Origin of the sequence: Arthrospira sp. PCC 8006 (assembly GCF_046480465.1) — a bacterium.
In the GTDB taxonomy this organism is placed as follows: Bacteria; Cyanobacteriota; Cyanobacteriia; order Cyanobacteriales; family Microcoleaceae; genus Limnospira; species Limnospira platensis.
Genome location: NZ_PKGG01000201.1, coordinates 1 through 9,697, shown reverse-complemented (window position 1 = coordinate 9,697; position 9,697 = coordinate 1). Strand labels below are relative to the sequence as shown.

The following is a 9,697-nucleotide window of genomic DNA, read 5'->3' as shown; positions in this document are numbered from 1 at the left end:
TATCGTTGGAATTATCCTTACCTACTTTTATCCAATTACCCGAGAATATCATCAGTAAATCCTCCTTAAATTATATCAGGCTAATGTTGATGAATAATTAATAATTGTAGGTGCGGGTTCTGCTCCTTYCTCGTCTCCCAAGCAGAAGATGAAAAAACCCGCMCTCATAGGTTCTGCTGCTTCCTCGTCTCCCAACCAGAAGATGAAAAAACCCGCCCTCAGGGGAGAGGGGGGGGAGAATGATTTAGGGCGAGGGTAATGTTTAGTGCGATTTCTCGGCTGTATCAAATGATGTATTATGACCCTAATCTTTGGGGTGTATTTGAGATTACAATAATCTATTTTTCAGTCGTCTGATAATTTGCAAATCTTGTAAATGTGGAGTTACTCCTATTTCAGTTGATATAGGTTGCCTGTATTGTAGACAGTCTATGACAATCAAAGCCATCACAATAAAAAAGGCATGGCCCAGATACTCTATCATCCGAGTTGAGACCAATTGAGGATGCTTCTTCAGGGAGGGGGAAGCCACCATATCCCCCGTTGTAGTTTCTTCTGTGGGTAGAAGAGTCGGGGAAATAGCAATGTCCTCATAATTGTGAACAGGTGGGGTCAAATCAGTGCTAGACATAGGTTATTAATGAATTTGATACTAACCTGCTTATCATCACTCTGGAAAATTCAAATTCCGGTTGAGAAAATCTTAATTTTTCGGGGAGGTGTCCCGGTGAAATAAAAATACCCCTTCGCGGCTATATCCCAATTGAAACTCTGGGATATTTTGAACCTTGACGATGAGACCCTCCACAAGTTCCTGTGAACTATTCCAACCTGGGTAAGTAGAATTGAGTAGGACCCACTCAAACTGGGTGAGGTCCAAACTTTCCGCCCCTTGGGTAGCCAACATCAAAATCTGGCGGTGGGTAAGGTGGGGGGCGATATGGTCTGCGGTTAAGACGCTTCCGGGACTGTTAACGAGGGCGACAGCTTCTCTGGAGGCTGCAACGGTGTCAAAATGTTGGAGATATCGCGACCAAAAATAACCGTATTTAGCTAAAGCCAAGAAAGCCACTAGAGACCATAACATAATATGGCGGGGGTGGCGTAGCCAATAGGAGTTACCCCGTAGGGCAGAAATTACGGCCAGTAGCAAAAATGGCAGTATGGGGAGAGAATAATGCTGGGTGAGGTTTTTTTGTTGGAGGCTACTGCTAAGGAGGTTAAGGGCTAAAATTGGTAATGCGCCGATGATGGGGGTTAAATGGCGGGGTGAGAGTCCCCACAGCAGGGGAAGTATCAATAGCAGGAGATATTCTAGGTTGGCTAATGTGAAGAGTTGTCGCGCCACCAGTCGGGGTTTTAAGAAGAGGTTTTTGGCGATTTCTGTGACTGAGTTACCCAATTCGCCATATCGCGCGACGGCTTCGGGTTGACCGCCGCTGAAGTGGGGGATAATCATACCTGTGGCGATTATAAACCATGTCAGCCCTAAAATTATGGCGATCGCACCACATCTACGCCGGTTTTCAAATAGCAATAACCAAACTCCCATAGCCGCCACCGTTAGGGACAGGACCGCTTTACAGCCCAAAATTACCAGGACTATTAGGGAAAACCACAGGACTTGTTTCGCCCTGGCTTGATAAACGGCGACCAATAGCAGGGGAAGCGCGATAACTTCTGGGTGAAAGTCGAATAAGTTGACGTTGAAAATCAGGGGATATAGCAAATAAACTATCGCCATTAAGTTAGCTTGGGTTGGCTTTAAACCCGCCTGTAAAGCCAGCCATTGGGTTGGTATCGCCCCGACTGATAGGGCTATGGCTTGGACTGCAAACAGCCAGTGTACATCGGGATATAGCTTGTAAAGGAGCGCTATGGGGTATAAAATCCAAGCGGCATGGTCGCCGAGTATGTGGATACCCCGAAAGGTGACAAAGGGTTTCTCGCCTTGGCTAATTAGATAAATGCCATTATCGAAAATTCCTAAATCGAAGGCGTTGGACTGAAATATGGCGTGTCGCCAACTGCTACAAAAAAATAGGACTAAGCTAGTTAGGAAAATGATTACCGGTAAAGAATAGGGCGGAAATAGGGCTTTTCTCATTCGTCCTCGGTGTGAAATGTTGATCAAAATTGTACATTTTCCACAGAGTACACCGATTTCTGAGTTAGGCTGTTAAATTAAGGGGTTGTAGATCAGATTCTGGGAGTTGGACGGGTTGAAGTTAACTGTAAATATTGGGGAAACTTTTATGAGGTGGGGTCGTCATCCTGGGTCGGCGTGGATTTTATCTATGGCTGGGTTAGTGGCGATCGCCATTATGGCTTTTCTGTGGCATCTTGGTAGTGTGGGTTTAGTAGATGAAACAGAGCCTTTATTTGCTGAAGCCGCCCGTCAGATGAAAATCTCCGGTAATTGGATTACTCCCTATTTTAATCAGGAAACTCGCTTTGATAAACCCCCTTTAATTTATTGGTTAATTGCCCTGGGTTATTATATTTTTGGGGTGAATGAGTGGGCGGTAAGATGGCCTCCTGCTCTATCGGCGATCGCTTTAATGGTTGGCTGTTTTTTGACTATACAAAAATTCGGATCTACTACCCATAAATATATCAAATTTGCTGAGATTCAGCCTTCTGCTTGGATAGCTACTGCCTTAGTTGCTTTGAATTTACAAACTCTCATCTGGGCGCGGCAGGGGGTTTCTGATATGTTATTAAGTGGCTGTATGGGCTTGAGTCTATTTAGCTTTTTTTGGGGATATGCCACTAGCAAAGAATCGGATAATAATCCAGCTATTAAATTGGTAGATAAACTCAAAAATTGTTGTCACTGGCAATTTCCGAATAGATGGTATTTAGGATTCTATATTTGCACAGGATTAGCCGTATTAGCTAAAGGTCCTGTCGGTATTGTTATCCCCGGATTAATTGTGGTGGTTTTTCTGGCTTATGTAAATCGCCTGTGGTCAGTTTTGCCAGAAATGGGAGTGATTTGGGGTGGGATTATTTTCGGATTAATTACCGTCCCTTGGTATATTTTGGTAATTATTGAAAATGGTCAAGACTATATAGATTCGTTTTTTGGGTATCATAATGTCCAGAGATTTACCAGTGTTGTGAATGGTCATAGTGCGCCGTGGTATTTCTATTTTGTCGTGGTTTTAATCGGGTTTTTACCCTGGTCTATTTATTTGCCCATAGCCATATATAGGCTGGAATTTTGGCGACGTAATCAATGGATTAATCAACCCAGAAATCAGCAATTGGGTTTATTTGCTTGGGTGTGGTTTGCCTGTATTTTTGTATTCTTTACTATCGCCGTTACTAAACTTCCTAGTTATGTGCTGCCTTTAATGCCTGCGGCGGCAATTTTAATCGGCATTTTTTGGGGAGAAGAATTCGGCAAAAATAGCAGTTATATTAATCGTAAAAATCGCTGGTTTTTTAATACAGTATTAGTTAATATCCTGTTTTTAGTCGTTTTAGCGATCGCCATTATTTACAGCCCCCAATTTATCGGACCCGACCCAGCCGTTGAAGATTTAGCATCAGTAGTTAATAACTCTGGCTTACCCATAAAAGGTGGTATAATCTGGACAGCTACCGCTGTTTTAATAGCTTGGTTAATAAGCGATCGTCATCAGTGGCGACTAATTATTACAGCCAACCTCATCGGCTTTATTTTATTCTTTAACATGGTGTTTATACCCGGCTTATTCTTGGTCGATGAATACCGACAAATCCCTCTAAAAAATATCGCCCAAAACTTGGCAACTTTTCAACAACCCCAAGAAGAGTTATGGATGATTGGATTTGCTAAACCTACCGTAGTATTCTATTCTCAGCAGCCCGTCCATTTTTTTAGAATCAACGACTTTTTTAGGGCGGAAGGTGAACCCCTCTTGCATATCCTTAATGTTCTGCAAAACACCTCAGAATCACCCACAGCCCTGGTAGTTAGTCGCGCTAAGGATTTAGCCAGAATTGGACTACAACCGGGAGATTATCCTATTTTAATAGAACAGGGAAATTATCAACTGGTTCGCATTTCCAAGCAAATTTTATTATATCGTGTTATTCACCATGAATGATTAATAGCCCAGAAATAATGTAGGGGCGGGTTCCACAGTTAATTAGATTTGGTAGCGAGAAGATGAATAAACCCGCCCTCTGAGACAGTGCGATCGCGTAGGGGCGGGTTCCACAGTTAATTAGATTTGGTAGCGAGAAGATGAATAAACCCGCCCTATCTATCGGTTTCTACTGTTAATTAGATTTGGTAGCAAGAAGATGAATAAACCCGCCCTCCGAGACAGTGCGATCGCGTAGGGGCGGGTTCTACTGTTAATTAGATTTGGTAGCAAGAAGATGAATAAACCCGCCCTCCGAGACAGTGCGATCGCGTAGGGGCGGGTTCCACAGTTAATTAGATTTGGTAGCGAGAAGATGAATAAACCCGCCCTATCTATCGGTTTCTACTGTTAATTAGATTTGGTAGCGAGAAGATGAATAAACCCGCCCTCTGAGACAGTGCGATCGCCTAGGGGCGGGTTCTACTGTTAATTAGATTTGGTAGCGAGAAGATGAATAAACCCGCCCTATCTATCGGTTTCTACTGTTAATTAGGCAAAAGTTGAATTCCCAAAATCAGGGGGTATATCCTGAATACGTCCAGGACCGATCGCCTGTATAGCCTCTTTTAAAACCACATCTCCAGTATATAAAGCACGGCCAACAATGACATCAGTTACCCCCAAAGGTTCTAATCCCAATAAACCTAATAAATCAGTAATGCTACTGACACCGCCGGAGGCAATAATAGGAATCGAGACAATTTCGGCAACTTCCCGCAATGCCGCTTTATTAGGACCCTGTAAAGTCCCATCCCGGTGAATATCAGTGTAAATAATCGTAGCCACCCCCAACTGCGCCATTTGGTGCGCCAGGTCTGTAGCTTTGACCTCGGAAGTTTCCAGCCAACCCCTAGTCGCCACTTTACCATCACGGGCATCAATTCCCACAGCAATTCGTCCGGGAAACTCACCGCATAACTCAGCTACCAATTGGGGATTTTCCACCGCTACCGTCCCCAAAATTGCCCTTTCTACCCCCAAATTAAATAGGGCGGCGACAGTATCACGACTACGCAACCCGCCGCCGACTTGAATCGGGACATTGACAGCTTTGGCGATCGCCCCAATAGCCGCGTGGTTAGTAGGTTGTCCAGTTTTCGCCCCATCAAGATCAACTAAATGCAGACGAGTAGCGCCCTGGGACACCCATTCCTGGGCGACAGCCACAGGATCTTCATTAAAAGTCTCAGCTTGGGTGTAGTCTCCCTGATACAAGCGGACGCAGCGCCCTTCTAATAGGTCTATGGCGGGTATTACATTCATTGTTGATTGATAAATTGGAACATAGTCACTAGCTATAGTATCTGAGTTTAGCTTCCCAACCCAATTGTCATGGTATAGCAACCGCCAGCACTGTTAGCAGGGGGGGAAGGAGTCTTTTGTTGTTATGGGAATAACTGCGCCAGACTCCTGTCTGTTTATGCGGTTTCTGCGTCTTTTTCTTCCATAACTTCCGACAAAAGAGTTGAGAGTTGAGTATTCAGACGGCCAGATCTGACAAATTCCGCATAGGTTTCAGCCTCAATATCAACTAATTCTTCCCGAAGTAATTCTATGGTCAACCCTTGCAGTTTGTGGTCTTGTGAGAGTAGCTGCTGAGTTTTGGTGGTGATAGCTTCTAACTGAGATTTGACTAATTCGGCTTGATGTTGATAAGCATCAGGGTCTAATTCCTGCTTAACAATTGATTGGGAGAGGTGGTTTTGTACTCGGTTTAGGGCTACACGACGGGCTACTAATTCCAGATATTCTTCCCGCAAAGGTTGGTCTTTAAGGAGTCCTAACCATTGCAACAGAGGCTGGGTCGTTAAACCCTGAAATAATAAACTAAATAAAACCACCCCGAAGACTGTCGCGATCAGATTTTCCCGTTCAGGTATAGCCACTGGAACACTCAAGACTAGGGCGATGGAAACAGAACCTCGTAAGCCTCCCCACCACAACATAGTTTGATTTTGTAGGTCTATTTCTGATTTGGCTAATCTGTTACTGATCGCCGTTAAAGTAAATGTGGATATTGCTCTGGTTAGCACCATCGCTAGGACGGAAACCGCAATGGGTTTGATGTTGGTTGCTAAACTCCCAAATTCAATTTGAGCGCCAATTAATAAGAATACGATGGAGTTTACCAAAAATGCTATAAATTCCCAAAACTCGCTGACGATTAATCGGCTGCGGGGATTCATACCAATTCGGGAACCAAAATTTCCTAAAATTAACCCTACTACTACTACGCCAATAACTCCAGATCCGCCTAAGTCTTCGGTGACTACATAGGTTCCATAGGCGGCTAGGAGGGTGAGGGATTGTTCTACTAGGGGAGAGTCAAAGCGCTGAGTTAGATAGGATATCCCAAACCCAATTATCCCAGCAATAACTACGGCAATTCCTGTGAATGATAAGAGTTTTAAAACGATCGCAGCCGGGGATATTTCGATGTTTCCCATAGGAAAACCGACTAAGATGATGAAGGCTACAACAGCTATGCCATCATTAAAGAGGCTTTCCCCTTCCATTAAGACTCGCAGACGTTTAGGCGCTCCTAATTCTTTCATTAGGGCGACTACTGAGATGGGGTCTGTGGCTGATAAACTTGCACCTACCAACAGGGCGATCGCTATCGGCATTCCTACCGCTAAATCTAAGCCAATAGCTATCCCTACTACACAAATCACTACCCCAATAGTTGCATATAAAAATACCGGGAATAAATCTCGTTTTAGGTCTCGCCAATTCAGATTCCATGCGGCTTCAAACAGTAACGGAGGTAGGAAAATTTCTAGGATTAGTTCTGGTGATAATTGGATTAGATGGATGTCTTCAAAGGCTAAAAATAATCCGACAATTACCAATAATAGGGTAAAGGGAATTTTCCGCAGCCAAGGGAATAGACGAGACATGGTGGCCACACTTAGGGAAATCAGCAAGACCAGCAGAAATTGTTCAAGATTATCTTTGATACTGATCTCAGCGATCGCAACTTCTGGAGTCATAGTTTAAGATAGTAGCGACAACCACATCATACTATCACATTTACTCAGGATATGTTATAATTTATGGTAGGATTATTATATAATTATAATACTTGGGATGTCTAAAATTCTGCTTCTACTTCGATGATTTCGGTGTACTCAAACTGATTGGGACTGAGTTTAACTAGGGGATAATTAACCCCTTGTAAATTAATGATATCTTCCTCACAATCTGGTTTTGATGAATTGTAAACTAGGATATATTCTCGCCCAATTCTGGGCTTAATTTCTGTTGCGACTTCCCCCCGCCATTGGGTTTTGGTGACTAATACAACTAGCTGGTTAGCTAACTCTGGAATAATGCGGGCTATTTGGCGGCGGTAAATTTCATCTAAACTACCAAAAGGGGAATCCATCACAATAGGAAATGTACTGCTATCTGGTCCCATGAGGGTATTCTTTTGGCTCCATTCTCTAACACCTTCGATAATTCCACCAATAAAGGATAAACTGAGGATTTGATTTTCTCCGGTGGAGGAGGCTACTGGTGCATCTTCTCCAGAGGTTCTTTCCACTAATTTAAGTTCGTATTTGGGGCTGAGTTGCGGTTGATAGGGGGTAAAAGAAATTTGGGAAAAAATATTTTGGACTCGCTTTTCTAACTGTTGGCGGAATTGCTGGTCTAAACGTTCGAGGACTTGGGATAATCTGGCGATCGCATCTTCCGTCGCCGCAATGCGTCGCTGGGCTGTTAGCTGCTTGATCTCATTCATTTGTTGGCGATCTATTTGTTTCGAGAGTTTCTCGCATTCTTGAGTTAGAGTCTCAATTTGTTGATAATTGGAACCCATTTCTCGGTTAAGTTCACCAATGCGGCTTTCGATTTCATCTAGGCGTTTTTGCAGTTGTTGAATATCCTCATCTGGGAAATGGCGTAGCTTTTGCTTAATATCATCTAGCCGGGTTTCGATTTTGGATAATTCCGCCCGATTTTCACTTATAGATATTTGATGCTGGTCAATTTCTTGCCAAAATTCTCCTAGTTGGCGATCTACATCATCGACTTGGGTAGACATACGGATAGCGCTTTCTTCAAGATCTGCCATTCCGGCTTTATTTAACCAACTTTTTAGGCGATCGCATTCCGAACTTCCTTCTGTTATAGGAGTTCCACAAATGCACTGCTGGCGGTTAATCAACTCATTCACAAACTGCTTAGTAATTCCTGTCATTAACTCCCCCCTTTCTCGCATTCCTGAAANACAGGTGACGAAAATCGGCGATCGTATCTGACAATAAAACCGGATAAGCCCTATTTGACAACAGTTTATTAATCGTTTTTTTAGACTTTTTTAAATTATCTCTGATTGAAATAATTTGGCTTTCTAACTCACTTCGCAATTGTTGCAACTCCGCCGCCCCGCTTAAATCCAATAAATGGGAATTTAGCGTGCGTTTTAACTGTTCATGATGTGCTAATTCCGTTTCGATTTCCTTCTGTCTGTTCGACAAAGTATTGATTTCATCTTCCCGCTTTTTTTTATCGTTTAAAAACTTTTTTGTCTCAGGATTACCAATAATCGATAAATCCGTTTCCAAAGACTTTTTCGCTTGCTTTAAATGTTTAATACCCCTATTTAATACCTCCACCCCTAATAACTCTTTAGTAGCTTCCGCAATTTCCGCTTTTCTATCATCCCTAACAATTTGTTCTATACGTTCTCCATCAAAAAAGAAATACTGATGTAAACTCATCGGTAAAATGCGATTAATAATCTCTTCTGGTGGCTGCGGCGGCAAAGTCCAGCGCCCATCATCTCCCGCCACCTGCATATATAATTCGCTGTCGGAATGTTCGATTTCTCCATGTTGCTTATAGGCGCGACAAACCCGTTTAACCTGATAGCGTTTATGGTCATGTTCAAAGACAATTTCCACCCAGCAACCTACAGCCTTCCCCGGTTCAGCTTCCGTCAGCGATCGCTTATTAACCAATTGTTCCGACACCGCAAATGCCGCACTAAATTTATTATATAAAACCCAGCTAAAGGCATTAAGTATCGTCGTCTTACCCGCACCATTATTCCCATAAATTACCGTAGTATTTCGTTCCCCTTTTGCTAAATATATAATCGGGCTTTTTCCGTAAAATTGCCGAAAGTTACACAACTGAATCGAGAGTAAATTCATTGTATGACCTCTTTAATAATCTTGAGAACATCATCATTAATGTTCAAGGGACTTTTCATATATAGTTTATCTCTTTCCGCCTGCAAAACCCTTTCGATAATTTCCCTAACTTCCGGTGGTGCATCTGTAATCGGGTCATGAAATAATGTCTGATTAGCGTTTTCTCCATAGGTAGATTTTGCCTCAGAAAACACATTAGAAATCGCGTGAATTAAACCCTCTGAATATTGGTAAGACATAGACTATTCCAAACGTGAGTTATCGATGGTTTTTTAATAGGGCGAAAAATCGACTATCTAACAAAAATAAATTTTATCCTACCACAACCCCTATAATCACGTCAACTCTGAGACGACAAGGAGGGATAATGTAGGGGCGGGTTCCTCAGTCAATTCG

General features: G+C 42.8%; 6 protein-coding genes and 1 pseudogene. 1 reads left to right on the top strand and 6 read right to left on the bottom strand.

Annotation, left to right across the window (positions count from 1 at the left end; genetic code table 11):
• Positions 1 to 328: 328 nt before the first annotated feature.
• The gene (locus tag B9T16_RS21935) at positions 329 to 631 is read right to left on the bottom strand and encodes a hypothetical protein (protein WP_410245755.1); all 303 of its coding nucleotides are present in this window, start codon (positions 629 to 631) and stop codon (positions 329 to 331) included.
• 72 nt (positions 632 to 703) lie between these two features.
• A complete protein-coding gene (locus B9T16_RS21930; RefSeq protein WP_410245754.1) occupies positions 704 to 2,107 on the bottom strand; it encodes a DUF2079 domain-containing protein in 1,404 nt (467 codons plus the stop codon).
• Positions 2,108 to 2,255: 148 nt separating this feature from the next.
• Here B9T16_RS21930 and B9T16_RS21925 point away from each other — a divergent pair, with 148 nt between their 5' ends.
• A complete protein-coding gene (locus B9T16_RS21925) occupies positions 2,256 to 4,097 on the top strand; it encodes an ArnT family glycosyltransferase (RefSeq protein ID WP_410245753.1) in 1,842 nt (613 codons plus the stop codon).
• A gap of 531 nt (positions 4,098 to 4,628) precedes the next feature.
• Here B9T16_RS21925 and hisA read toward each other — a convergent pair.
• The 4 genes and pseudogenes from hisA to B9T16_RS21905 all read right to left on the bottom strand — a co-directional run bounded on the left by hisA (position 4,629) and on the right by B9T16_RS21905 (position 9,540).
• A complete protein-coding gene (hisA, locus tag B9T16_RS21920; RefSeq protein WP_410245752.1) occupies positions 4,629 to 5,402 on the bottom strand; it encodes a 1-(5-phosphoribosyl)-5-[(5-phosphoribosylamino)methylideneamino]imidazole-4-carboxamide isomerase in 774 nt (257 codons plus the stop codon).
• Positions 5,403 to 5,557: 155 nt separating this feature from the next.
• Entirely contained in the window at positions 5,558 to 7,132 is a 1,575-nt protein-coding gene (locus B9T16_RS21915; RefSeq protein WP_410245751.1) for a Na+/H+ antiporter, read from the bottom strand.
• Between the two features lie 101 nt (positions 7,133 to 7,233).
• Positions 7,234 to 9,301 (bottom strand): annotated as a pseudogene (locus tag B9T16_RS21910) (AAA family ATPase).
• The gene (locus B9T16_RS21905) at positions 9,298 to 9,540 is read right to left on the bottom strand and encodes a hypothetical protein (protein WP_006616527.1); all 243 of its coding nucleotides are present in this window, start codon (positions 9,538 to 9,540) and stop codon (positions 9,298 to 9,300) included. Before B9T16_RS21905 ends, B9T16_RS21910 begins: the two are co-directional and overlap by 4 nt.
• Between the last annotated feature and the right edge of the window lie 157 nt (positions 9,541 to 9,697).